The sequence below is a fragment of the Stenotrophomonas sp. As-7 genome (assembly GCF_030291015.1).
Classification (GTDB): domain Bacteria; phylum Pseudomonadota; class Gammaproteobacteria; order Xanthomonadales; family Xanthomonadaceae; genus Stenotrophomonas; species Stenotrophomonas lactitubi.
The window spans coordinates 2,225,616-2,247,403 of record NZ_CP127405.1; the positions used below are offsets into that span (position 1 = coordinate 2,225,616).

Consider the following 21,788-nt stretch of genomic DNA (forward strand, 5'->3'; position numbering starts at 1 on the left):
TTACTCCTTCATTGCCGGGGGAACGGCGGCGCCGACACGGCTGCCAGCCGGCACCGGTGGCAACTGCACCGGTGCGATGGGGGAACTGGAGGTGGTGGCCGGTGCTGCGGCGGCCTGTTCGCTCGCGTTGCGGGTGGCCCCGGTCGCGGCATTCAGACGTTCGCCCAGCGGGTCCACCGAATGACTGGTGTCGGCCAGGATGATGACCATCACCCGCCGGTTGCGGTTGCGGCCCTGCGCACTGTCATTCGCTTCGCGCGGGCGGAACTGGCCGTAGCCGACCATCGCCAGCCGCGACGGCTGCACGCCCTGGTCGGCAAACAGATGCACGACGCTGGCCGCGCGCCCGGCCGACAGTTCCCAGTTGGACGGGAAGGTGGCGGTGGCGATCGGCACGTTGTCGGTGTGGCCTTCCACGCGCACGCTGTTGGGCACGTCGCGCAGCACGCCGGCCAGGCTGGCCAGGGTGTCGCGCGCATGCACGTCCAGCGCTGCCGAGCCGGTCGGAAACAGGATGTCGCTGTTGATCTCGACTTCGATCCACAGTTCGGTGCGGCGCACGCTGATCATGCCGCGGTCGATCAGCGGTGCCAGCGCTGCGGTCAGGCGGTCGGCGATGCTGTTGAGCTGGCGCTCGGCACGCGCGATCTGCTCCTGGTTGTGCACCGACACCGGCATGCGCATCTGCGAGGCCATCGCCGGCAGCAGGGTGGGGTCGTGCGACGGCGCCGGAGCAGACGGCCCGATCTTGGTGCCGGACTTGATCACCGACGGGCTGTCCCAGCCACCGCCCTGCACCTGCTTGTTGCCGACCTGCACGGGATTGATGGTGCGCGGCGCACCACCGAAGGCATCGGTGAGGGCGTCGGCCATGATCCGGTACTTGCCCTCGTTGACCGAGGAGATCGCGTACATGACCACGAAGAAGGCGAGCAGCAGCGTCATCAGGTCGGCATAGGGGATGGCCCATGCTTCGTGGTTGGCGTGCTCTTCGTGGTGCTTGCGGCGGGCCATGTCAGTGCAGGAAGCCGGAGAGGTTGGTTTCGATGTTGCGCGGATTCTCGCCCTGGGCGATCGAAATCAGGCCTTCGATGACCATTTCGCGGTCGCGCGAGTTGTGGGCGATCACGCCCTTCAGCTTGGCGGCGATGGGCAGGAACAGCAGGTTGGCCGAGGCGATGCCGTAGATGGTGGCGGTGAACGCCGCGGCGATGCCGTGGCCGAGCTTGCTCGGATCGGCGAGGTTCTTCATCACCGCGATCAGGCCGAGCACGGCGCCGATGATGCCCAGCGTAGGCGCATAGATGCCCATCGCCTCGAATACCTTGGCGCCGGCCTGATCCTGGTGTTCCTGGCTGCCGAGTTCGATTTCCAGCATGTGCCGGATCGATTCGGGTTCCACACCGTCCACCAGCAGTTGCAGGCCCTTGCGCAGGAACGGATCACGCTGCGCTTCCACCTGCGATTCCAGGCCGAGCAGGCCCTGGCGGCGGGCGATGTTGCTCCATTCCACGATCTGCTGGATCAGTTCGCGACGGTCGCTGTGCGGCGGGCGCACGACCCAGCGCACGATCTTGAACGCATGCTTGAATACCGCCGGCGCGGTATGCAGCAGGATGGCGGCGATGGTGCCGACGATGACGATCACAAACGCCGCAGGCGACCACAACGACGCCAGGCCGGCGCCCTTGAGGATGCTGCCACCGACCAGCGAGGCCAGGGCGAGGAAAAGTCCAATGAGGCTGAGTCTATCCATGGGTCCGGTATCGGCTTGTATGAATGGGACTTGAGACACCGGGAGAATCTGGTGTAACGGAGTTCACAGTTTCCTGTGTCGCCGGGCTGGCCCGGCGCTATTGCGTGTCGCGTTCAGGAATCGGGTCAGTCGTGTGGGCTGCGCAGTCCGTCCACGTCCAGGATCAGGGCCATGCGACCATCGCCGATCAAGGTTGCACCGGCGTAACCGCGCAGGCCGCGCAGGGCCTTGGGCAGTGGCTTGATCACCACTTCCTCGCGCCCGCGCACCTGGTCCACCACCAGCCCGAAGCGTGCTTCACCGGCCTGCAGCACGACGATGGTCAGCAGCGGCGAGGCGGCCGGCGTCACATCCAGCCATTGCCGCAGGTCGACCAGCGCCAGCGTGTGCGAGCGACGGTCCAGCACGGCGCGGCCGTCGAACCAGCCCAGCGAAGTGCGCGGCGCATGCAGCACTTCCATCACGCGGGCCAGCGGCAGTGCGTAGACGTCTTCGCCGGCCTGCACCAGCAGGGTCGGCAGGATCGCCAGGGTCAGTGGTACGCGGATCATGAAGCGGCTGCCGCGGCCCAGTTCCGACTGGATCTGGATCTGCCCGCTCAGTTCGCGGATGCGCGACTGCACCACGTCCATGCCGACGCCGCGGCCGGAAATGTCGGTGACCTGCTGCTTGGTCGAGAAGCCGGGCAGGAACACCAGATGCAGGCATTCCTCGCTGCTCAGGCGGGCAGCGGCTTCCGGATCGATCAGGCCCTTCTCGCGTGCCTTGGCGCGCAGCTTTTCCGGATCGATGCCGGCACCGTCGTCCTGCACTTCGATGCTGACGTAGTCGCCTTCCTGCTGTGCCGACAGGCGCACATGGCCCATCCGTGGCTTGCCCTGCGCTTCGCGCAGTTCCGGCGTTTCCACGCCATGATCGATGGCGTTGCGGACCAGGTGCACCAGCGGGTCGGCCAGCGCTTCGACCAGGTTGCGGTCGAGCTCGGTCTCGGCGCCGATCAGTTCCAGGTCCACTTCCTTCTTCAGCGAACGCGCAACGTCGCGCGCCACCTTCGGGAAGCGCGAGAACACCTTGCCGACCGGCTGCATGCGGGTGCGCATCACCGCCGACTGCAGGCGCGCAGTGGCGATGTCCAGCGTCGACACGGCGCGGTCCAGCTCTTCATCGCGCAGGCGTGCGCGCAGCGTCTTCAACCGGTTTCGTGACAGCACCAGTTCGCCGATCAGGTTGACGATGGCATCCAGGCGCTTGGTATCCACGCGCACGGTGTGTTCGGCTTCGGCGACGGGCTTGTTGGGCGCCGGCTTGCTGGCAGTTGGCGGGGCAGGCGAGGGCGCCGGTCGCGGTGCCGGTGCGGCGACAACCGCTGCGGTGGCGTTGCTGCCCGGGGCGGCGCCACCATGCAGCTGGTCGAGCAGCGCCTCGAACTCGTCTTCGCTGATCATGTCGTCGGCTTTCTTCACCGCCGGTGCTACGGTCGTCGGCGCCTTGCCGCCGTGCAGCTGGTCGAGCAGGGCCTCGAATTCGTCGTCGGTGATCAGGTCTCCAGCGCCCGCATTCGGCGTCGCGGCCGAAGGTGCAGCCGCGCCACCGCCATGCACATCGAACTGGGCGACCAGTTCGGGCGGGGCAAAGCCGGGCTCGGAACCCGATGACACCGCGTCAAGCATCGACTGCAGGTAGTCCAGTGACTGCTGGGCGGCATCGAAGTGATGCGCCTGCAATACGGCCTGGCCGGCACGCACGGCGCCCAGCGCTTCTTCAGCGGCGTGGCACAGTTCGACCATCGCGGTGATGCCGAGGAAACCTGCGCCGCCTTTCAGCGTGTGGTAGCCACGGAACACCGCGTTGAGCTGTTCATTGTCCTGCGGTGCCTGTTCCAGCGACACCAGCTGTTCGCCAAGGCGATCCAGGATTTCCTGGGCCTCGATGATGAAATCGGCAGTGATGTCGTCGGCTACCGCGCCCATGGTTACAGCCCCAGATCCGACAACAGGTCGTCGGCGTCGTTCTGCGAGACCGCATGGCGGTCCAGTCCCTTCAGTGCCGGCCCGGCCAGTTCCGGGTCGGTGCGATGCTGTTCCGGCGGCAGGCCGAGCGCGCCGAAGCCTTCGTGCACGCGGCGGACGATGCCGACCACGCGACGGATGATCTGTCCGGTCAGGTCCTGGTAGCTCTGGGTCAGGGCGATCTCGGTGAGGTTGTGGCGGATGCGGTCGAGCTGCACGTCCTGGCCCGGCTGCAGGCCATCGGCGCGCAGCTGTTCGGTCAGGCTGCGGCACTCTTCGGCCAGGTCCAGGGTGCGATGGGTGGCCTGTTCGGTCATCGCCACCACGTGATCCAGGCGCGCGCAGGCGTCGTCAAGCTCGCCGGCTTCATCGGGCACGGTCGGCAGTTCGCCCAGCGCCTGGCCCAGTTCGCGGGCCAGCCGCGAAAGGCCGCTCATCATCGGCTGGGTGCGTAGTGCGACCAAGCCGTCGATGCGCTGGCGCCAAGCCGCTTCGTCGCCGGATTCCAGCGCGTCCAGGGCTTCCTGCAGGCGCAGGGCGAGGGCACTCTTGTCGACCGTGGTATCCATCAAGCGCTGGCCGCCAGGCGTTCGAAGATCTTGCCGAGCTTCTCTTCCAGCGTCTGTGCGGTGAACGGCTTGATGATGTAGCCGTTCACGCCGCTCTGCGCTGCCTCGATGATCTGCTCGCGCTTGGCTTCGGCGGTCACCATCAGCACCGGCAGGGTCTTCAGCTTGGCATCGGCACGGATCGCCTTCAGCAGTTCGATGCCGGTCATCACCGGCATGTTCCAGTCGGTGACCACGAAGTCGAACGGCTGGCTCTGCAGCAACGACAGCGCGGCATGCCCGTCCTCGGCTTCGGCGGTGTTGGTGAAGCCCAGATCGCCCAGCAGGTTCTTGACGATACGACGCATGGTCGAAAAATCGTCGACGATCAGGATGCGCATGTTCTTGTTCAAAGCAGAGTTCCTTTGTTGATCAGCTCTCGAGGCCGGCGTCGGCCGCCTCGAAAATCTTCAGTCGGCCACGCAGGCGCAGGACCGCCTGGCCGTGGATCTGGCAGACCCGCGACTCGCTCACGCCGAGCACTGCGCCGATCTCCTTCAAATTCAGTTCCTGCTCGTAGTAGAGCGACAGCACCAGCTGTTCGCGCTCGGGCAGGTGGCCGATGGCATTGCCAAGCTCGCGGCCGAACTCGCCGCGTTCCAGTACCTGCTGCGGGGTCGGGCCGCCCTGGGCGACGGTGTCCAGCTCGCCCTGGTCTTCAATGCGCGACTCCAGGCTGAGCACCTGCCCGCGCGAGGCATCCTCCATCAGGCGCAGGTACTCGGGCAGCGGCATCTCCATCGCGGCGGCCACTTCGGTGGCGCTGGCGGCGCGGCCGGTGCTCTGCTCCAGGCGGCGGATGGTGGCAGCAGCGTCGCGGGCACGGCGGTGCACCGAACGCGGCACCCAGTCGCCACGACGGATCTCATCGATCATCGAGCCGCGGATGCGGATCGAGGCGTAGGTCTCGAACGAGGCGCCCTGGTCGGCGTCGTAGCTGCGCGACGCTTCGATCAGGCCCATCATGCCGGCCTGGATCAGGTCGTCCACTTCAACGCTGGCCGGCAGGCGCGCGGCCAGATGGTGGGCGATGCGCCGCACCAGGTCCGAGTGCTGGGCGATGACCTCATTGGCCGCCGTGCGCTGGACCTCTCTGTACTGGGCGGCGCCTTTCATGCGGCCACCCCGCGCTGCTTGATGATGCGTTCGAGGAAGAACTCGACGCCACCGCGCGGCTCGGTCGGTGCCTGCCAGCGGGCGGTGCGGCGGGCGATCTCGGTGATCGCCAGCGCCGACGGGCTGGACGGATAGGCCTTCACCACCGGCTGCTGGCGCTGCACCGACAGGCGCAGCCAATCGTCCTGCGGCACGCAGCCGAGGTAGTTCAGCGAGACATCGGCGAGGAATTTCTCGCAGACGCGGGTCAGCTTCTCGTACAGCACGCGGCCTTCGTTGGGGTCGCGCACCATGTTGGCCACCACCTGGATGCGGTCCACGCCACGTTCGCGCGACAGCACCTTGATCAGGGCATAGGCGTCGGTGATCGAGGCCGGTTCATCGCAGACCACCACCACGGTGTCCTGCGCGGCCTGGCAGAAGGTCAGCACGCCATCGGTGATGCCGGCGGCGGTGTCCACCACCATGATGTCCAGCTCGCGCTCCAGTTCGGAGAACACGTTGACCAGGCCCACATGCTCGGCCGGGGCCAGCTCGGCCATGTGCCGGCGGCCGGACGCGGCCGGGACCACCAGCACGCCGTTCGGGCCTTCGATGATCACATCATCCAGGCTGCAACGGCCAGCGACCAGGTCGGCCAGGGTATTGGTGGGGCTCAGGCCGAGGATCACGTCGATGTTGGCCAGGCCGAGGTCGGCGTCCAGCAACAGGGTGCGTTTACCCATGCCGGCAAGCGCCACGGCCAGGTTGGCCGACACGTTGGTCTTGCCGACGCCGCCCTTGCCGCCGGTCACGGCAATCGTGCGCACAGGGCCGAGCGGCTCGCTGCGGGTCGCCGTCAGCGGGAAGGTGGTGGTCAGCTTGGCGTACTCACGCGACGGCATGGTTCAACTCCGGGTTGCAGGGCATATCGGCCGCGCGGCGCAAATCTTCAAGGCGAAGTACAAGATTGGCTGCACTGGCCCGGTGCAGGTCGTCCGGGACGTCCTGGCCATCGGTCACCCAGGTGATCGGCAGCTTGTGGTCCACTGCCACCGACAGGGCGTTGCCGAAGCGGCCGGTCTCGTCCAGCTTGCTCAGCACCAGGCCCTGCAGGTTGGCCGCGCCGAAGCGGCGCACCACCTCGTCCATGTCGCCGAAGCTGGTGTTGGCCGGCAGCACCAGCAGGGTGCGGACCTGGCGGGCGGCGCGCAGCCACTGCAGCTGGGCGGCCAGTGCACGGTCGCGCGGGCCCAGGCCGGCGGTGTCGATCAGCACCAGCTTGTAGTCCTTCAATCGCTCCAGCAGCTGGTCCAGGTCGGTGCCGCTGTTGGCCTCGTGCACCGCGATGCCGAGCTGGCGGCCGTAGCCGTACAACTGTTCACGGGCGCCGATGCGCATCGTATCGGTGGTGACCAGGGCGACATCGCGGGCGGCATGGGCTTCAGCGAAGCGCGAGGCCAGCTTGGCGATGGTGGTGGTCTTGCCGGCGCCGGTCGGGCCGACCAGGGCGATCACACCGCCTTCCTCCATCGGATCGACCGGGGCGATCGGCAGCTTGCGCGAGATCAGCCCCAGCATCAGGCCGCGGCCACGATGCGCTTCGGTTTCCAGCGGAATCTGCATGGCCACGTCGCGGGCGATGCCGGCGTCGAAGCCGTACTCGTCCATCAGGTCCAGCGCGGTTGCGCGCACCGGGCAGCCGCGCAGGCGCTCATCGGTGAAGCGGTTCATTTCGCGCTCGATCACCTGGCGCATGCCGGCCACTTCCTGGCGCAGGTGGCGGATCTCGGCGTCGTCGGCAACCAGAGTGAGAGCAGGTGCCGGGGCCAGGGTCGGCAGCGGTGCCGGCGCAACTTCCGTCGGCTGCACGGCAACCGGCGCATGGGCTGTGTCGTCTTCGTGGGCCGTGGTCGCCTGGAGGGCAACCGGCAGCGGCGGCGGCGAGACTGCCGGCAGCTGCGCGCTGTCTTCCAGCGGCGGATCGATCTGGAAGCGGGCGCGGTTCACCGCGGCAGCTGCGGCCGGCAAGGGCGCAACGATGGCGTCGGCAAACGGGGCGAAGATCTGTTCCGGCAGCGTCGATTCATTGACGGCGGCACGCGCCAGCGTAGCGGCGAAACCGGTGCTGCCACGGGTCGGCACGATTTCGTCGGCGCTGTCGAGGGTGCGGCCGGTCGCGCCGACGGCAGCGCGGGCGAGGGCGGCGACGGCGGAAGTGGTGGCTGCCACCGGCTCCGGTGCCGGGGTGTTGCTGCGACGGCGGGTGACCGCGGCGATCACCGCGTCGGCGGCGGTACGCGGCTTCGGTGCGGGCGGCGGCGCCACGTCGCGACGCGACGCTTCCAGGGCGCGCTGCACGGCGCTCTCATCGTAGTTGGCGGCTGCCACGATCTCGATGCCTTCCTCGATCCGGCGGTTGGACAGGATCACGGCGTCAGGACCATGTTCCTTGCGCACCAGGTTCATGGCCGAGCGCATGTCGGCGGCGACGAATCGTTTGATTTTCATGCTGTGGTCACGGGACGAAGTCGGCGGAGTGGCGGTCGGAGAACGCGGGTGGTCGGTGGTCTGCACGGTTCGGGTTCCCCTTGGAATCTGTCTGTTGCGAGTGTTTGAAAGTGGTGTCTGTTTTCTGGCGCTTTGCAGGGCGGCGTCAGCTGATCGTTCCGACCAGCTTCAGGCGCTTGTCCTCCGGCACCTCGCTGTAAGCCAGGACCGACAGCGACGGAACGCTGTGGCGGACCAGGCGGGCCAGCGCGGCGCGCACCGGGCCTGGTACCAGCACCACCGCGGGCTCGTTGCGGGCTTCCTGCTTGCTGACACATTCGGCCAGGCTCTGGTGCAGTCGCTCAGCGAGTCCGGGTTCCAGCGCGGCGCCGTTGCCCTGCGTGGACTCCTGCAAGACACGTTCCAATTGCGGGTTGAGGGTGAACACCGGCAGCTCCGCCGACATTCCGGCGATCTCCTGCACGATGAAGCGGCCCAGCGCGGTGCGCACAGCGGCGGTCAGCGTGGCCGGGTCCTGGCTGTGCGGGGCATGTTCGACCAGGGCTTCGGCGATCTTGCGCAGCTGGCGGATCGGAATGCGCTCGACCAGCAGGTTCTGCAGCACGCGCACCACCGCCGACAGCGGCAGCGCCTTCGGCGTCAGATCTTCGACGAGCTTGGGTGCGCTCTTGGCCAGGTTGGCCAGCAGGTGCTGCACTTCCTCGTGGCCAAGCAGTTCCGGCGCGTGCTCGCGGATCAGGTGCGAAAGATGGGTGGCCACCACCGTGGCCGGGTCGACCACGGTGTAGCCCAGGGTTTCTGCCTGGGCGCGCTGGTGCGGCTGGATCCAGGTCGCATCCAGGCCGAAGGCGGGGTCCTTGCCGGCGATGCCTTCCAGCGGACCGAGCGCACTGCCGGGGTCCAGTGCCAGTTCGCGGTCGGGATGGATTTCTGCGGTGGCCACCGGCACGCCATGCACCAGCACCCGGTAGCCGTTGGCCGGCAGTTCCAGGTTGTCGCGGATGTGCACCGACGGAATCAGGAAGCCGACGTCCTGGGTGAGCTTGCGGCGCACGCCCTTGATACGCGGCATCAGTTCGCCGCCCTGGTTGCTGTCCACCAGTGAGATCAATCGATAGCCGACTTCCAGGCCAAGCGGATCGACCGGGCGCAGTTCATCCCAGCTCAGTTCCGCCGTGGGCGCGGGGGCGGCGGGGCGGCCCAGCGCGTTCAGTGCGTTGGTTTCGCCTGCCGCGGTGTCGGCCTGCGCCGGCGCCAGGCCCTTGCGGTACACCTTCCAGGCGATGAAGCCGAGGATCGCGGCCAGCGTCAGGAAAGCGACGTTGGGCATGCCCGGCACCAGGCCGACCACGCCGAGGATGCCGGCGGTGATGGCCAGCGCACGGTGCTGGCCGAACACCTGGCCGGTCATTGCCTGTGCCATGTCCTGCGAACGCGAGGCACGGGTAACCAGCATCGCCACCGCACTGGAGACCAGCAGCGCCGGCAGCTGCGCCACCAGGCCGTCACCGATCGACAGCAGGGTATAGGTGGCCGCGGCCTCGCCGAACGGCATGCCATGCTGCAGCACGCCCACGGCCAGGCCGCCCAGCATGTTGATGAACAGGATCAGGATGCCGGCGATCGCATCGCCGCGGATGAACTTGCTGGCACCGTCCATTGCGCCGTAGAAGTCGGCTTCCTCGCGGACCTCTTCGCGGCGCAGCTTGGCTTCCTCGCGCGTCAGCAAACCGGCGTTGAGATCGGCGTCGATCGCCATCTGCTTGCCGGGCATGGCGTCGAGGATGAAGCGCGCGGTCACTTCCGAGACGCGGCCGGCGCCCTTGGTGATGACCACGAAATTGATGATGGTCAGGATCGCGAACACCACGATGCCGACGGCGTAGTTGCCGCCGATCACGAATTCACCGAACGCGGCGATCACCTTGCCGGCCGCTTCGTGGCCGTTCTGGCCATTGAGCAGGATCACGCGGGTCGAGGCCACGTTCAGCGCCAGCCGCAGCATGGTGGTGATCAGCAGCACGATCGGGAAGATGGTGAAGTCCAGCGGGCGCTTCACGTAGACCACCGCCAGCAGCACCATCAGCGAGATGGCGATGTTGAAGGTGAACAACGCATCGAGCACCGGCGCGGCCAGCGGCACCACGACCATGGCCAGCAGGGCCAGCACGATCAGCGGCGCGCCCAGACCCTGGCGGATCATCTCAAGCGCGCGGCGGGTATTGAAGCTGGAGGCCTGGGCGCTCATGGACGGCCCCCGTTGCCGAACTCATCAACCTGGATGTGTGGCGTGGACGGCATCGGGCCGGTCCGCCAGCTGCGCAGCTGGTAGACGTAAGAGAGGACCTGGGCGACGGCTGAATACAGTCTCACGGGGATTTCCTTGCCGAGTTGGCCTTCCCGATACAAGGCGCGTGCCAAAGGCGGGGCAGAGACGATGGCAACCTTGTTGCCGTCGGCCACTTCACGGATGCGCAGAGCGGTTTCATCCACGCCCAGGGCGACCACGGTGGGCGCATTCATCGCCCCGCCTTCGTACTTCAGGGCCACCGCATAGTGGGTCGGGTTGACCACCACCACGTCGGCGGTGGGTACCGCCTCCATCATCCGGCGGTTGGCCATCTGCTGCTGCAGCTGGCGGATGCGGCCCTTCACCTCCGGGCTGCCTTCGCTTTCCTTCATTTCCCGGCGCAGCTCTTCGCGGGTCATCTTCAGCTTGCGCATCCAGTTCCAGCGCTGGTACGGCGCGTCGATGGCGGCCAGTACCAGCATCGCTCCGGCGGTGGCCAGCAGCAGCCGCAAGGTGAAGCCCAGGCCGTCGCCGATGGCGGTTTCCAGTGGCTGGTGGATCAGCCCGCGCAGGGTGTTGAAACTGGTCCACACGACCATGCCGGCGGCGACGCCGACGAAGGCTACGCGCAGCAGCGACTTGATGAACTCGGCGACGGCTTCGGGGCCGTACAGGCGCTTGAGCCCGCTCATCGGGTTCATGCGGTTGATGTCGGGCATCATCGCCTTGGCCGACCAGCGCAGGCCGCCCATCACCACCGGCGCCAGGAAACTGGCCAGCAGGCAGACCAGCACCAGCGGGGCGATCACCCACATCAGCTGCAGCAGCAGGTCGCCGAAGTGGCCGAACAGGGCCTTGGGGTGCTGGCGCAGGCTCTGTTCGGGGCTGAGCGCATGGCGCATCCAGGCGCTGGCGCCGCTGGCCATCGAGCCACTCATGGCCATCACCGCGATCACCCCGGCGCCGAATACGGCGGCCGTGCCCAGTTCACGCGAGCGCGGCAGGTTGCCCTGTTCGCGGGCGTCGCGCAGGCGTTTTTCTGTGGGTTGTTCGGTTTTTTCGCCGGCGGATTCGTTCTCGGACATCACAGGCACTGCAGCAGGGGATGCCGGGGTGCGTGCAAGAATCGTTCCGTGACGGCGGCGTGGGCCCTCCACGCATGGCGTGGATCTACTGGGGATTGCGGGGTGGGCCGCTGGCCAGCTCCACCCGTGGCCGCGGCAGGTCGTGCAGCTGCATGAAGCGGGCCGCGTCCACCGGCCGGCCCAGCAGGAAGCCCTGCAGGTAGTCGCAGCCCAGGCGTTCCAGGTAGGCGCGCTGCGCCGCGGTCTCCACGCCTTCGGCGACGATATCCATGTCCAGTGCATGTCCCAGGGCAACGATGGCCGACACTATCACCACGTCTTCGGCGCTGTGTTCCAGGTCGCGCACGAAGGCATGGTCGATCTTGATCTCGGTGGCCGGCAGACGCTTCAGGTACAGCAGGCTGGAGTAGCCGGTGCCGAAATCATCGATCGAAATGCCCACGCCCAGGGCGGAGAAGCTCTGCAGCAGGCGCAGGCTGGTATCGGTGTCGCGCATCACGGTGCTTTCGGTGATCTCCAGCACCAGGTTGCGCGGGGCGATCGCGTAGCGCTCGATCACCTCGCGTACGTCCTGCAGCAGATGTGGCGAACTGAACTGCACCGGTGACAGGTTCACCGACATCGTCCAGCCGTCGTGGCCGGCATCGTGCCAGTGCCGCAACTGCTGGCAGGCCTGGTCCAGCGCCCAGCGGCCGATCTCGTTGATCGCACCACTGCGCTCGGCCAGGCGGATGAAGCGGTCCGGCGGAATCAGGCCCTGTTCCGGGTGGCGCCAGCGGATCAGCGCTTCGGCGCCGGCCACCTTCTGCGTGGCCACGCGGATCTTTGGCTGGTAGTGCAGGAACAGCTGCTCGCTGCCGATTGCCCGGCGCAGGTCGGCCAGCAGGCGGAACTGCTGCTCGGCGCTGTCGTTCATCCAGTCGGCAAACAGCACGAACGCGTTGCGGCCCGACTCCTTGGCCTGGTACATCGCCGCATCGGCGAAGGCCATCAGCTGGCGTTCGCTGGCGGCGTGGTCGGGGCAGATCGCGATGCCGATGCTGGCGGTCACCTGCAGCTCGTTGTCCGGCAGCAGCGGGCCGCTGCCCACCGCCTGCAGGATGCGCCGGGCCAGTGTCGGCAGGTCCTCGTCGTGCTCGATGCGCACTACCAGCACGAATTCGTCGCCGCCCAGCCGTGCCAGCATGTCGTGCGGCCGCAACAGCTGGCGGGTGCGTTCGGCCACCGCCACCAGCAGCGCATCGCCGGCCTGGTGGCCATAGGCATCATTGACCTGCTTGAAGCCGTCCAGGTCCATGAACATCACCGCGAAGCGGCTGCCGCCCTGTTCGGCCTCGGCCAGGGCCTGCACGATGCGCCGCTGCAGCAGCAACCGGTTCGGCAGGCGGGTGAGCGGGTCGTGCAGTGCGGCCTGGGTCAGTTCCTGCTGGGCGTCGGTCAACGAGGTGCTGAGCAGCGAATTGCGCAGGCGCAACAGCTGTGCCTCCACCCGCTGGTCCAGCCAGGACACCACCAGCACCACCGCCAGGATCGCCACGGTCAGCACCACCACCAGCATCGCCAGCCAGTTGTTCTGCAGGCCATCGCCCACCGCGGCGCCGCAGACGCTGCCTTCGGGGAAACGGGCGGCGGCCATGCCGGTGTAGTGCATGCCGACGATGGCCAGGCCGAGCAGGCCGGCGGCGGCCAGGCGGTCGCCGATGCGGGTGTGCTGCGCGCGCAGGCGGAAGGCCACATACAGCGCGGTCCACGACGCGGCCACCGCGACCAGCAGCGACAGCAGCAGCCACACCGGCTGATAATCGATGCCTGGCTGCATGCGCATCGCGGCCATGCCCACGTAATGCATGCTGGCGATGCCGCTGCCCATCAGCAGGGCACCACCGGCCAGGCGCGGATGGGGCAGGGTGCGCAGCGATACCAGCCACAGCGCGAACACCGACGAGCCGATCGCCAGTGCCAGCGACAGCAGGGTGATGGGCAGGTCGTAGCCCAGCGGAATGGGCAGGTCGAAGGCGAGCATGCCGATGAAGTGCATCGACCAGATGCCCAGCCCCATCGCAAAGCCGCCGCCGAGGCGCCACCACCAGGTCGCGCCCTTGCCAGGCGCGGTGACGGTGCGCCCGGCCATCGCCAGCGCGGTATAGGACGCCATCACTGCAACCAGCAATGAGGTCGCCACCAGCCACGGGTTGTACGTGCCTTCCAGCATTCGTCAGTCTCCCGGACCTGCCTGTCAACGGAAAAACTACGGTGGGGCATGCGTAAGGCGGGCGACCAGAGGCCGCCGGTTGCAGCGTCCCCCCGGTCGCTGCCCATTCACTCTAACGCGGGCACCGGGGGGGACGGCAAGCAGCAAAACGTGATGACCGCGTCAGCGGGTCACGGCACCCGCAGCCTCGAAGGCGGCATCGAACAGGCGCTGCACCGGCGGGCCCATTTCACCGACCAGCAGGGTCAGCAGGAACAGGCCCAGCAGCAGCGAGACCGGCAGGCCCAGCTGGATCGGATTCAGCGCCGGCGCCGCGCGGGCCAGTACGCCGAAGGCCAGGTTCACCGCCAGCATCGCCACGGTCAGCGGGATGGCCAGGGTCAGCGCCCCTCGCAGCACGGTCAGCAGGAAGGTCGGGGCGATGCTGAAGAAGGCGTGCGGGTCGGGCAGGGGCGCCCCGATCGGCAGGGCGCGGTAGCTGTCCACCACCAGCGAGATCAGCGCCAGATGGCCGTTGGCGGTGAAGAACAGCAGGCCGAACAGCAGATAGAACCATTGGCCGATGACACCGGAGGTGCCGCCGCGCAGCGGGTCGCTCATCTGCGCAAACGCCAGGCCGGTGCCCTGGGCGACCAGTTCGCCGGCCATCGCGCCCGCCTCGAACACCAGCCGCAGCATGAAACCGATGGCCACGCCGATCGCCAGCTCGCGCGCGATGGTCAGCACGGTGGCGGCGTCGAAGCCGGTCCAGTCCGGTACCGGCGGCAGCAGGGGCGCCAACGCAATGGCCAGGGTACCGGCCAGCATCACCCGCACCCGGCCGGGCACGGCGCGGGTACCGATCATCGGCATCGCCATGGCCACCGCGCCGATGCGCAGCATGGTCCACAGCACGGTGCCGATCATGCCGAAGGCATTCAGGCCGTCGGCAGCCATCTGGGTGGCGGCGTCCATCTGCGTGCGCGTCCGTCTAGCCGATCAGGTGCGGAATGCGCTGGAACAGCAGCGTAGTGAATTCGACCAGATGGCCGATCAGCAGGCTGCCCAGTGCGAACAACACCGCAGTGAGCGCTGCGGCCTTGGCAACGAAGGCGATGGTGGGTTCGTTGAGCTGGGTCGCGGCCTGCACCACGCCCACCACAACGCCGACCACCAGGACGGTCAGCAGCAGCGGGCCAGCCACCCACAGCACGGTGATCAGGCCGCCACGCAGTTCGGTCAAGGCAAGTTCGGGAGACATCAGGGTTCCATCGGTAGCGCCGGGCCATGCCCGGCGGTGGTCAATGCGGCGGCCGGCACTGCCCGGCGTCGCGTCTGTCAGGCCGGATTGAAGCTTGCCGCCAGCGTGCCGACGGTCAGTACCCAGCCATCGACCAGCACGAACAGCAGGATCTTGAACGGTGCCGACACAAGCATCGGCGACAGCATCATCATGCCCATCGACATCAGCACACTGGCCACGACCAGATCGATGATCACGAACGGGATGAAGATCAGGAAGCCGATCTCGAAGGCGGTCTTCAGTTCACTGGTGACGAACGATGCGACCAGCACCGGGAACGGAATCGCATCGGGGCTGGCGTAGGTACCGTGCCCGGCGATGCCGGCGAAGGTCATCAGGTCGGTCTCGCGGATCTGCGCCAGCATGAAGGCGCGCAGCGGCGTGGTGGTCAGCGTCCAGGCGGTCTGGAAGTCGATCTCGCCATTGAGATACGGCGCCATGCCGGTGCTCCAGGCCTTGTCCCAGGTCGGCAGCATGATCATCGCAGTGAGGAACAGGGCCAGCCCCAGCAGTACCTGGTTGGACGGCGTCTGGCCGGTGCCCAGCGCCTGCCGCAGCAGGCCCAGCACGATGATGATGCGGGTGAAGGAGGTCAGCACCAGCAGCATCGACGGGATCAGGGTGATCGCCGTCATCAGCAGCAGCGTCTGCAGCGGCAGGCTGACCGGCGCACCGCCGATCTTGCCGACGTTGATGTCCGGCATCGGTGTGGTCGGTGCGCCCGGGGCGGCGAACGCCAACGCAGGCAGCAGGCACAGGGCGATCAGGCTCAGCCACGGCAGCAGGGCGGCAAGTCGGGAACGGGTCACACGCATGTCAGGGGTCCTTGCGCAGCCGCTGTTGCAGCAGCTGGGCGAAATTCGGCAGGTTCTTCAGATCGGGTACGCGTACCGGCGCGGGTGGAGGCAGCGGTTCGGGCAGGGTGTGCAGGGCGTTGATGCCGCCTGCAGTCACGCCCAGCAGCAGCTGCTGGCCATTGACCTCGACCACCACCACCCGCTCCTTGGCGCCAACATTCAGGCTCGCCACCAGCTTCATGCCCTCGGCCGGGCGGAAGCCGCTGCCGGGCAGGCGCTTGAGCAGCCAGCCCAGGCCGATGACCAGGGCCAGCACCGCCAACAGGGCCAGCACCGCACCGAACAGGCTCGGTGCGGCCGGCGCATGCTGGCCGATCTGCGGGGCCGTCTTGGCGACGGCCAGCGCGGTGGCGGCGAGCAGGCTCAACGCAGTCTCCGGATCCGCTCGCTGGGGCTGACCACATCGGTCAGGCGCACGCCGAAGCGGTCGTTGATCACCACCACTTCGCCATGGGCGATCAGCGTGCCGTTGACGAACACGTCCAGCGATTCGCCGGCACCACGCTCCAGCTCCACCACCGAACCCTGGTTGAGCTGCAGCAGGTTGCGGATCGGCAGGCGGGCGCGACCGACTTCCAGCGACAGCGTCACCGGCACATCGAGGATCACGTCCAGGTTCAAATCCGGGCCGGTCGCCTCATCGGCCTGCAGGCTGCTGAACTGGGCCGGGGTCGGTTCGAGGGCGTCGATATCGTTCATTGCGGGTCTTCCTGGATGACGGGTACGCGCGGACGGGTGCCCGGCGGATGGGTAGCGGTGATCTTTACGGCGTTCATGCCGTTGGCGACGCCGAACTCACCGGTGAACACCGGGATGTTCTCCACGCACAGCGGCACCTGCGGGCTGAGGTCGATCGGCAGGATGTCGCCGACCTTCAACCGGGTCAGGTCGCGCAGGGTCATGCGCTTGCTGGCCAGCACGCTGGACAGGGTGACTTCGGCCACGTTGAGCTGCTCGCGCAGGGTGCGGCCCCAGCTCTCGTCGCGGTCGTTGCGGTCGCTCTGGATGCCGGCGTCGAGCAGTTCGCGGATCGGCTCCAGCATCGAGTACGGCAGGGTCACGTGGATGTCACCGCCACCGCCGTCGAGTTCGACATGCAGGCGGCACACCACCACGTATTCGCGCGGCGTCACGATGTTGGCGAAGTGCGGGTTGATCTCCGAGTTGATGTACTCGAATTCCACGTCCATCACCGGCGCCCACGCTTCACGCAGGTCGGCGAAGGTCTGCTTCAGCAGCAGGTGGATCACCCGCATTTCGGTGGCGGTGAACTCGCGACCTTCGATGCGTGTGGGGTAGCGCCCGTCGCCACCGAAGAAGTTGTCGACGATGGCGAACACCAGGGTCGGCTCGAACACGATCAGGCCGGTGCCGCGCAGTGGCTTGAAGCGGATCAGGTTCAGGTTGGTCGGTACATACAGCGAGTGCATGTAATCGTTGAACTTGATCAGCTCGATGCCGCGCACGGACAGTTCGGCCGAACGCCGGATCAGGTTGAACAGGCCGATCCGCCACAGGCGCGCGAAACGCTCGTGGACCATTTCCAGGGTCGGCATGCGACCGCGGATGATGCGGTCCTGGCTGGCGAAATCGTAGGAGCGTGCTTCGCCACTGGGGGCGTCCGGCTCGGTTTCGACCGCGCCACTGTCCACGCCATGCAACAGGGCATCGATCTCATCCTGGGACAGCAGGTCATTCATCGGGGAGCCCTTACTGGGTCACGAAGCTGGTGAACAGCAGGTCGTCGGCACCGTTGCTGCCGGTCTCTGCCTTCAGCACCTTCTGCACTTCGGCCAGCGAATCGGCCTGCAGTTTCTGCTTGCCGGCGATGTCGGCGATCTGCTGCGGGCTGACCTGCGAGAACAGCATCAGCAGGCGTGCGCGGATGGCCGGGGCATGGGTCTTGATCGCTTCCAGCGCGGCCGGATCGCGGGTCATCAGCTGCACTTCCACTTGCAGGTAGCGCGGGCCGTCGATCGAACCGTTGAGGTTGACCACGAACGCCGGTTCCAGTGCGAAGTACTGCGCCGGGGCCGGGGTGGCAGTCTTCTTCGGCGCCTGCGCGGTCTTGTCTTCGTGCTTGGACTGGGTGAAGAACCACACCCCGCCACCGGCGGCGCCGGCGGCCAGTACGGCGACCAGGGCGGTGATCAGGATCGGACTGCGCGGCTTGGCGGTCTTGTCCTTCTCGGCGGTCTTCTTGGTTTTGTCAGCGGCTGCGGCCACGGGGTGAAGCTCCTGAGGGTTGCTTCACCGGGATATGCAAGGGGTGTGCCGGAGTGACCGGCGAGGGGTGCGACGGAATTCTGTCGGGTGTTCATATCGGTAGCGCCGGGCCATGCCCGGCGGGATGTCGGGAATCCGCCGGGCATGGCCCGGCGCTACCGATTGGCGGTTGCCAACCGTCCCGCTCTTGGTAGGTGCCAACCTTGGTTGGCACGCCTGTCAGGCGTACGCGTCCAACAACCCGCGCTGGCGGATCAGCTGCGATGCCGACACTGTGGTGTCGCCCAGTGACGGTTCTCCGTCACCACCGCGACCGCCGCCGGCCTGGCTGCCCGGATTGCCGTCGCCGCTGTGCTGCTGGCCGACATCGGCATGGGCCAACTGGAAGCCCTGCTCGCCGAGCAGTTCACGCAGGCGCGGCAGGCTGCTTTCCAGCGCCTGGCGTACGTCGACGTGCGGGCTGCTGAAGCTGGCATGCACCTTGTCACCGTTCATCTGCAGACGCACGTCCACCGGCCCCAGGTCTTCCGGATTGAGGCGGATGTGGGCATGACCGATCTTCTGGTCAGCCAGCCAGCCGATGCGCGCACCAATGGCCTGGTCGAAACCATCGTCGCCCAGTACCGGCTTCGGTGTGGGTTCGCCGTTGAAGACAGCATTGCTGGCCAGTGCGGCCTTAAGGTCCTGCAGGGCGGCGGGCAGCGGGGGCTGCAGCGGCGCCGGCGGCGCGCGGTCGCCGATCTGCAGGCTGTCGCCATCCTCGGCCCGATCCAGCGCCTTGCCACCCAGCACCAGTTCGGGCAACGGCAGGCCGCTGGCCTCAGCGTCGCCGGCAGCGGATGCCGATGCGCTGACCGCGGCTGGTGCCGCTGCGGCGGGAAGTGTCGGCGCAGCCAAGGGCAGTGCACCGCCGTCGGCATCGCTGGCCGTCGGCGGCGGCACAACAGGCACCGGATCGACGCCGGTGGGCACGGCCAGCACCAGACCGGCCAACCCCAGCGGCGGCCAGGGCGCGTCGTCCGTGCTGGCCGGGGAGCCCTTGTCATCGGCAGCTGCCGACGTTGCCGGTGCAGCGGGTGTCGAAGTCGCAGGGTCAGTGGCGGCGGTTTCGCCGTCGCCCGGCCGTGGCGTCGTCTTGCCCGGATTACCATCGGAAGTCGATGGAGCGGTGGTAGGTTTCGCCGGGCTGCTGGCGGTGGCCGTAGCACCGGTAGTGCTGCTCGACGCGCTTCCACCCTGCAGCATCTGGCCGAAATCCTTGCCCGAATCACTGCTCGAGGTGCGTGCACCGCTGGCATTGCCGCTGCCGCCGGGCGTCGGTGCGCTGGCGTTGCTGCTCAGGGGGGAGGGCATCACGATCGGCCTCCCTGCTCGCCATCATCCTGGTCTTCGGTCTGTGCCAGGCGCGCGCGACGTGCGCCGATGTCATCCATCTCGCGCTGGTCGCGGCGGTCGGTTACCACCTTTTCCTGCGCGCGGTAGCTGGCGGCCAGCTGTTCCAGCACCGCCTTGTCACGGCTGGCCAGGATCAGGCGTGCGCGCTCGGCTTCGACCTTCTCGCGGTTGCCGTTGACGGTCTGCTGCTGCTGTTCCACCGCGCTGTCCAGCCGGTCCAGGAAGGCGCGCCGGTTCAACAGCTGCGCCGGGCTGGTCGCGGCCATCTGTGCGTCGGCCATCTGCTGCGAGGCATATTCCTCGGCGTAGCGACGCAGTTCGTCCAGGCGCGACAGATGGGTGTCGAGCACGGTCTGGCGCTCGGCCAGGTCGCGGGCGACCGCGTCCTCGTGTTCCTGGGCCCGCTTCAGCAGCGGATCGATGCGCTTGGACTGGATCATGTCAGCCTCTCATTCTCTTGTTCCACCAGGCGCTGCAACGCCGCCTGGCTGTGCGGTAGATCTGCGGCCTTGGCAACATCCTGGCCGAGGAATTCCATGATTTCCGGCCAGCGCTCAAGGGCTTCATCGGTCGCGGCGTCGTTGCCGCGCTGATAGGCGCCGATGGCGATCAGGTCGCGGTTGGCCGAGTAGGCCGAGACCAGCCGTTTCAGCTTGCGGATGCGCAGGCGCCACGGTTCGTCGGCGATTTCCGTGACCACGCGGCTGACCGACGATTCCACGTCGATGGCCGGGTACAGACCGCTGTCGGCCACGCGGCGCGAGAGCAGGATGTGGCCGTCGAGAATCGCGCGCGCGGCATCGGCGATCGGATCCTGCGGATCGTCGCCCTCGGTCAGCACGGTGTAGAAGGCGGTGATCGAACCGCGGCCCTTGGCACCATTGCCTGCACGTTCGACCAGTGCCGGCAGCTTGGCGAACACCGATGGCGGGTAGCCGCGTGTAGTGGGGGGCTCGCCCACCGACAGACCGATCTCGCGCTGTGCCTGGGCGAAGCGGGTCAGCGAATCCATCAGCAGCAGGACGTTCAGGCCCTGGTCGCGGAACCACTCGGCGATGGCGGTGGCGCGGTAGGCGCCATGCAAGCGGGCCAGCGGCGGGCGGTCGGCCGGGCTGGCCACCACCACCGCGCGGCGCAGGCCTTCCTCGCCGAGGGTGCTTTCAACGAAATCGCGCACTTCGCGGCCACGCTCACCGATCAGGCCGACCACGATCACGTCGGCGGCGGTGTAGCGGGTCATCATGCCCAGCAGCGTCGACTTGCCGACGCCGGAGCCGGCGAACAGGCCGACACGCTGGCCGCGACCAATCGGCAGCAGCGCATTGATCGCGCGCACGCCCACATCCAGGGGCTGGGTGATCGGTTCGCGTGCCAGCGGATTGATCGATACGCCGGCCATGCCGACATGGCCTTCCGCGCGGATCGGACCCTTGCCGTCCAGCGGCACGCCATCGCTGTCGATGACGCGGCCAAGCAGGCCTTCGCCCACTTCCACGCCGCCACGGCGGGCCGATGGCACCACCCGCGCATTCGGCAGCAGGCCATGCAGTTCGGCGCTGGGCATCAGGTAGGTGCGTTCGCCGGCGAAGCCGACCACTTCGGCATCGACCCAGCCGCCGTCGACCACTTCCACCTTGCAGCTGGCGCCCAGCGGTGCTTCGCAGCCGACCGCCTCAAGTGTCAGGCCGACCGCCCGGCGCAACACGCCCTCGCGGATCAGCCCGCGGCCGTGCGCGGTGTCGACCTTCAGGCCGTCGAGACGGTTGGCCAGGCGCAGGTTGCGGGGAATGGTCCAGTCGGCCGGCGGAGACGACGGCGATGCGGTGTCGGTGTTCATGCGATGGCTCCGGTCTGGCGGATCACGGCATCCAGGGCGCCGCGCAGGCGCGCTTCCAGCGTGCCGTCGATGCGCACCGCTTCGGCATGCACGCGCAGATCGCCACGGCTCAGGCTGGTGTCGGGCACAAGGCGCTGCTGCGGCGACAGGGTCAACAACGGGGCGAGGGCGGTGATGTCATCCGGATGCAGGCGCACTTCCACCTCACGGTTGCTGCCGCCTACGGCGTCAATCGCCTCGCCGACCAGTTGCCCCAGCAGCGCCGGATCGGCCTCGTAGGCACGGCCGACCAGCGCACCGGCGATGCGTACCGCCAGTTCGCCGAGCGCGCCGACCACTTCATTTTCCAGGCGCGCCAGCGGCCGCCCGAAGTTGTCGAGGATGCCCTCGATCTGTGCGACCAGTCGGCGCACTTCGGCTTGGCCCTGGCTGAAACCATCGGCATGGCCGTGGTCGAAACCTTCCTTCTCGGCGCTGTCCTGGATCGCCTGGATTTCTTCCAGGGTAGGCAGCTGCAGCGGCGGCTCCGGCTCATGCTCCGGGTCCGGCTCGGTGAGTTCGAAGGCATCGTCGTGGTCCAGCACCGGTTCGGGCTGGGCCAGCAGGTCCGGGGCAAGCCAGCGCA

22 protein-coding genes are annotated in these 21,788 nt (G+C 67.7%); all 22 read right to left on the reverse strand.

All coding sequences use genetic code 11. The features are described 5' to 3' along the window. Window positions 1-1,014, reverse strand: a complete 1,014-nt coding sequence (gene motD, locus QP457_RS10315; protein WP_205405311.1) for a flagellar motor protein MotD — start codon at window positions 1,012-1,014, stop codon at window positions 1-3. 1 nt (window position 1,015) lies between these two features. Beyond that, on the reverse strand, window positions 1,016-1,756 hold the full coding sequence (locus QP457_RS10320; RefSeq protein ID WP_089240989.1) for a flagellar motor protein: 741 nt from the start codon (window positions 1,754-1,756) through the stop codon (window positions 1,016-1,018). 125 nt (window positions 1,757-1,881) lie between these two features. Then, window positions 1,882-3,726 carry a chemotaxis protein CheA gene (locus tag QP457_RS10325; RefSeq protein ID WP_180166996.1) on the reverse strand — a complete coding sequence of 615 codons (1,845 nt, stop codon included), beginning with the start codon at window positions 3,724-3,726 and terminating at the stop codon, window positions 1,882-1,884. A 2-nt stretch (window positions 3,727-3,728) separates the two neighbouring features. Further along, window positions 3,729-4,334 (reverse strand): protein phosphatase CheZ, encoded by a 606-nt coding sequence (locus QP457_RS10330; protein ID WP_025878978.1) that lies wholly within the window; start codon window positions 4,332-4,334, stop codon window positions 3,729-3,731. Next, window positions 4,334-4,726: a chemotaxis response regulator CheY gene (cheY, locus tag QP457_RS10335; RefSeq protein ID WP_006365466.1), complete on the reverse strand. Its 393-nt coding sequence runs from the start codon at window positions 4,724-4,726 to the stop codon at window positions 4,334-4,336. The genes QP457_RS10330 and cheY overlap by 1 nt, the downstream gene beginning before the upstream one ends. Before the next feature lie 19 nt (window positions 4,727-4,745). Further along, window positions 4,746-5,489, reverse strand: a complete 744-nt coding sequence (locus QP457_RS10340) for an RNA polymerase sigma factor FliA (protein WP_025878979.1) — start codon at window positions 5,487-5,489, stop codon at window positions 4,746-4,748. Further along, entirely contained in the window at window positions 5,486-6,373 is an 888-nt protein-coding gene (locus QP457_RS10345; RefSeq protein ID WP_025878980.1) for a P-loop NTPase, read from the reverse strand. The genes QP457_RS10340 and QP457_RS10345 overlap by 4 nt, the downstream gene beginning before the upstream one ends. Further along, the gene (flhF, locus tag QP457_RS10350) at window positions 6,360-7,979 is read right to left on the reverse strand and encodes a flagellar biosynthesis protein FlhF (protein WP_205405312.1); all 1,620 of its coding nucleotides are present in this window, start codon (window positions 7,977-7,979) and stop codon (window positions 6,360-6,362) included. Before flhF ends, QP457_RS10345 begins: the two co-directional genes overlap by 14 nt. A 145-nt stretch (window positions 7,980-8,124) precedes the next feature. Then, the gene (flhA, locus tag QP457_RS10355) at window positions 8,125-10,227 is read right to left on the reverse strand and encodes a flagellar biosynthesis protein FlhA (protein ID WP_205405313.1); all 2,103 of its coding nucleotides are present in this window, start codon (window positions 10,225-10,227) and stop codon (window positions 8,125-8,127) included. After that, entirely contained in the window at window positions 10,224-11,354 is a 1,131-nt protein-coding gene (gene flhB / locus QP457_RS10360; RefSeq protein WP_089240997.1) for a flagellar biosynthesis protein FlhB, read from the reverse strand. Before flhB ends, flhA begins: the two co-directional genes overlap by 4 nt. An 85-nt stretch (window positions 11,355-11,439) precedes the next feature. Next, a complete protein-coding gene (locus QP457_RS10365; RefSeq protein ID WP_205405314.1) occupies window positions 11,440-13,566 on the reverse strand; it encodes a bifunctional diguanylate cyclase/phosphodiesterase in 2,127 nt (708 codons plus the stop codon). A 162-nt stretch (window positions 13,567-13,728) separates the two neighbouring features. Continuing rightward, the gene (gene fliR / locus QP457_RS10370; RefSeq protein WP_089241001.1) at window positions 13,729-14,520 is read right to left on the reverse strand and encodes a flagellar biosynthetic protein FliR; all 792 of its coding nucleotides are present in this window, start codon (window positions 14,518-14,520) and stop codon (window positions 13,729-13,731) included. Window positions 14,521-14,536: 16 nt separating this feature from the next. Next, complete coding sequence (locus QP457_RS10375) at window positions 14,537-14,806, reverse strand: flagellar biosynthetic protein FliQ (protein WP_005413254.1); 270 nt, start codon at window positions 14,804-14,806, stop codon at window positions 14,537-14,539. A gap of 77 nt (window positions 14,807-14,883) precedes the next feature. Next, complete coding sequence (gene fliP, locus QP457_RS10380; protein WP_205405315.1) at window positions 14,884-15,663, reverse strand: flagellar type III secretion system pore protein FliP; 780 nt, start codon at window positions 15,661-15,663, stop codon at window positions 14,884-14,886. A gap of 1 nt (window position 15,664) precedes the next feature. Next, window positions 15,665-16,072: a flagellar biosynthetic protein FliO gene (gene fliO, locus QP457_RS10385; RefSeq protein ID WP_180167000.1), complete on the reverse strand. Its 408-nt coding sequence runs from the start codon at window positions 16,070-16,072 to the stop codon at window positions 15,665-15,667. After that, window positions 16,069-16,404, reverse strand: coding sequence for a flagellar motor switch protein FliN (gene fliN / locus QP457_RS10390; RefSeq protein ID WP_089241007.1), 336 nt, complete (start codon window positions 16,402-16,404; stop codon window positions 16,069-16,071). The genes fliO and fliN overlap by 4 nt, the downstream gene beginning before the upstream one ends. After that, entirely contained in the window at window positions 16,401-17,405 is a 1,005-nt protein-coding gene (gene fliM / locus QP457_RS10395) for a flagellar motor switch protein FliM (RefSeq protein WP_025878989.1), read from the reverse strand. The genes fliN and fliM overlap by 4 nt, the downstream gene beginning before the upstream one ends. Before the next feature lie 10 nt (window positions 17,406-17,415). Then, complete coding sequence (locus QP457_RS10400; RefSeq protein ID WP_191078651.1) at window positions 17,416-17,931, reverse strand: flagellar basal body-associated FliL family protein; 516 nt, start codon at window positions 17,929-17,931, stop codon at window positions 17,416-17,418. A gap of 219 nt (window positions 17,932-18,150) precedes the next feature. Further along, window positions 18,151-19,284 (reverse strand): flagellar hook-length control protein FliK, encoded by a 1,134-nt coding sequence (locus QP457_RS10405; RefSeq protein ID WP_205405316.1) that lies wholly within the window; start codon window positions 19,282-19,284, stop codon window positions 18,151-18,153. Then, window positions 19,284-19,766, reverse strand: a complete 483-nt coding sequence (gene fliJ, locus QP457_RS10410; protein WP_089241011.1) for a flagellar export protein FliJ — start codon at window positions 19,764-19,766, stop codon at window positions 19,284-19,286. Before fliJ ends, QP457_RS10405 begins: the two co-directional genes overlap by 1 nt. Further along, window positions 19,763-21,163 carry a FliI/YscN family ATPase gene (locus QP457_RS10415; protein ID WP_089241013.1) on the reverse strand — a complete coding sequence of 467 codons (1,401 nt, stop codon included), beginning with the start codon at window positions 21,161-21,163 and terminating at the stop codon, window positions 19,763-19,765. Before QP457_RS10415 ends, fliJ begins: the two co-directional genes overlap by 4 nt. Then, window positions 21,160-21,768 (reverse strand): FliH/SctL family protein, encoded by a 609-nt coding sequence (locus QP457_RS10420; RefSeq protein WP_180167444.1) that lies wholly within the window; start codon window positions 21,766-21,768, stop codon window positions 21,160-21,162. The genes QP457_RS10415 and QP457_RS10420 overlap by 4 nt, the downstream gene beginning before the upstream one ends. Between the last annotated feature and the right edge of the window lie 20 nt (window positions 21,769-21,788).

Bases quoted from the DNA above. Each gene is read 5' to 3' on its own strand.
- motD (WP_205405311.1), bottom strand. From the start codon at position 1,014: ATGGCCCGCCGCAAGCACCACGAAGAGCACGCCAACCACGAAGCATGG.
- QP457_RS10320 (WP_089240989.1), bottom strand. From the start codon at position 1,756: ATGGATAGACTCAGCCTCATTGGACTTTTCCTCGCCCTGGCCTCGCTG.
- QP457_RS10325 (WP_180166996.1), bottom strand. From the start codon at position 3,726: ATGGGCGCGGTAGCCGACGACATCACTGCCGATTTCATCATCGAGGCC.
- QP457_RS10330 (WP_025878978.1), bottom strand. From the start codon at position 4,334: ATGGATACCACGGTCGACAAGAGTGCCCTCGCCCTGCGCCTGCAGGAA.
- QP457_RS10340 (WP_025878979.1), bottom strand. From the start codon at position 5,489: ATGAAAGGCGCCGCCCAGTACAGAGAGGTCCAGCGCACGGCGGCCAAT.
- QP457_RS10345 (WP_025878980.1), bottom strand. From the start codon at position 6,373: ATGCCGTCGCGTGAGTACGCCAAGCTGACCACCACCTTCCCGCTGACG.
- flhF (WP_205405312.1), bottom strand. From the start codon at position 7,979: ATGAAAATCAAACGATTCGTCGCCGCCGACATGCGCTCGGCCATGAAC.
- flhA (WP_205405313.1), bottom strand. From the start codon at position 10,227: ATGAGCGCCCAGGCCTCCAGCTTCAATACCCGCCGCGCGCTTGAGATG.
- flhB (WP_089240997.1), bottom strand. From the start codon at position 11,354: ATGTCCGAGAACGAATCCGCCGGCGAAAAAACCGAACAACCCACAGAA.
- QP457_RS10365 (WP_205405314.1), bottom strand. From the start codon at position 13,566: ATGCTGGAAGGCACGTACAACCCGTGGCTGGTGGCGACCTCATTGCTG.
- fliR (WP_089241001.1), bottom strand. From the start codon at position 14,520: ATGGACGCCGCCACCCAGATGGCTGCCGACGGCCTGAATGCCTTCGGC.
- QP457_RS10375 (WP_005413254.1), bottom strand. From the start codon at position 14,806: ATGTCTCCCGAACTTGCCTTGACCGAACTGCGTGGCGGCCTGATCACC.
- fliP (WP_205405315.1), bottom strand. From the start codon at position 15,663: ATGCGTGTGACCCGTTCCCGACTTGCCGCCCTGCTGCCGTGGCTGAGC.
- fliN (WP_089241007.1), bottom strand. From the start codon at position 16,404: ATGAACGATATCGACGCCCTCGAACCGACCCCGGCCCAGTTCAGCAGC.
- fliM (WP_025878989.1), bottom strand. From the start codon at position 17,405: ATGAATGACCTGCTGTCCCAGGATGAGATCGATGCCCTGTTGCATGGC.
- QP457_RS10405 (WP_205405316.1), bottom strand. From the start codon at position 19,284: ATGCCCTCCCCCCTGAGCAGCAACGCCAGCGCACCGACGCCCGGCGGC.
- fliJ (WP_089241011.1), bottom strand. From the start codon at position 19,766: ATGATCCAGTCCAAGCGCATCGATCCGCTGCTGAAGCGGGCCCAGGAA.
- QP457_RS10415 (WP_089241013.1), bottom strand. From the start codon at position 21,163: ATGAACACCGACACCGCATCGCCGTCGTCTCCGCCGGCCGACTGGACC.